Origin of the sequence: Mesorhizobium sp. M8A.F.Ca.ET.021.01.1.1, from assembly GCF_003998025.1 — a bacterium.
Lineage (GTDB): Bacteria > Pseudomonadota > Alphaproteobacteria > Rhizobiales > Rhizobiaceae > Mesorhizobium.
Genome location: NZ_RZSJ01000923.1, coordinates 1 through 1,383, shown reverse-complemented (window position 1 = coordinate 1,383; position 1,383 = coordinate 1). Strand labels below are relative to the sequence as shown.

The window sequence follows — 1,383 nt, the reverse complement described above, 5'->3', positions numbered from 1 at the left end:
GGGTTCTCGTCGCCGTAGAGATGGCGGTTGGTGCGGGCGGGGGCCGCGGCAAGCGTGCCGGAATACCCGCCCTTGACGGTCGACACGGCATTGGCCGCGCGCAGCAGCGACGCCTCGGACAGGTCGCTGGAATGAGCGTAGCCGCTGGCTTCGCCGGCGACCGCACGCAGGCCAAAGCCCTGGTCGGTGTTGAAATTGGCGGTCTTTAGCCGGCCGTTGTCGAACATCAGCGCCTCGCTCTCGCTGTATTCGAGGAAAAGCTCGCCGTCGTCGGCGCCCTTGATGGTGTCGGCGACGATCTGCTTGATGCGATCGTCTGAAATGTCGAATTGGCCGATCAGGCTGTTCATGGCGCGTCCGTCCGTGGGATGATTGCTTTCCCCCGATGTAGGCGTGAAGCCGCGCCCGCACAATCGGCAATGAAGATCAGCGCCGACGAATGACATCGTCCGCTCGATGGCAAGGCATGCATCCGGGGTCGGCAAAAGCCGCGTCCAGGTCTGGTTCAGCGCGAGGCCGCGATCAGGGCAGGGCGGCGAAACCCTCGGCGAAACCCTTGAGGTCGACCGGGATGCCGATGCCTTCCTCAGGCGTCTGGAAGACGATGAACGTTGCCGACGTGCCGGTCTTCAGCGTGTCGAGCAGGGGCTTTTCGAGAATGACCTCGGCATAACACCCGTCCTGGAAGCAGCGCACGAAATAGGCGCGGCCGATGTCCTTGCCGTCGACGTTGAGACCGAGGCCGTTCGGCAACAGCACGCCGAGCGGCGCCAGCACGCGCAGGATCTCGGCCTTGTTGTCGGCGGTGCGCAGCACGACGACCGAAAGCCCCATCTCCGGACGGTCCTCGGCGACGACGTTCTGCATCATCACGCATTGTTCCGAGGTCGCGCCGGCCGGCGTGTCGCAGATGATCGACCATGCGCCATGCGTCGACTTGACCGTGCCGCTCGGCTGGGCCGCATTGGCCTGCCCGGCGACGAACAGACCGGCCGCCGACAGGACGGCGAGAAACATGGCGTTTGCCAGGGTTCTCGAAAGTCTCAGTCGCGTATGCCTCAGTCTCGAAAGCCAAGAGTTCATGACGGCTCCATTGCGAATCACGGCACTTTAAGCTGCGCCAATGCCAAGTAAAGGACGAGACCGCGGCCGGACTGTCCCGAAACAGGCAATACAGCGCTTTTCCCTGTCAAATTCGCCTGAATTACGACGCTCTGCGGGCTCCGCCAGCGTAGGGCGGACAGCCCGCCGAACATACGCGATTCGCCACCATCGCCATTGCCTTCGAAGAGCCATGTCAGCTTGCGCGCAAAAATGCCGCACGGTTTCGACCGCTCCTTTCTTGCGGAGGGAAAAAGAGTATGGTTTGAACCACCTTGAGAC

General features: G+C 62.8%; 3 protein-coding genes. All 3 read right to left on the bottom strand.

Going from position 1 to position 1,383, the window contains the following annotated elements:
* A partial coding sequence (locus EOA36_RS35495) for a DNA gyrase modulator (RefSeq protein ID WP_281040114.1) occupies positions 1–350 on the bottom strand: 350 nt, incomplete at its 3' end.
* Positions 351–522: 172 nt separating this feature from the next.
* Complete coding sequence (locus EOA36_RS35490) at positions 523–1,083, bottom strand: invasion associated locus B family protein (RefSeq protein ID WP_127281239.1); 561 nt, start codon at positions 1,081–1,083, stop codon at positions 523–525.
* Positions 1,084–1,100: 17 nt separating this feature from the next.
* The coding region (locus EOA36_RS37875) for a hypothetical protein (RefSeq protein ID WP_210212447.1) at positions 1,101–1,383 on the bottom strand (283 nt) is incomplete at its 5' end.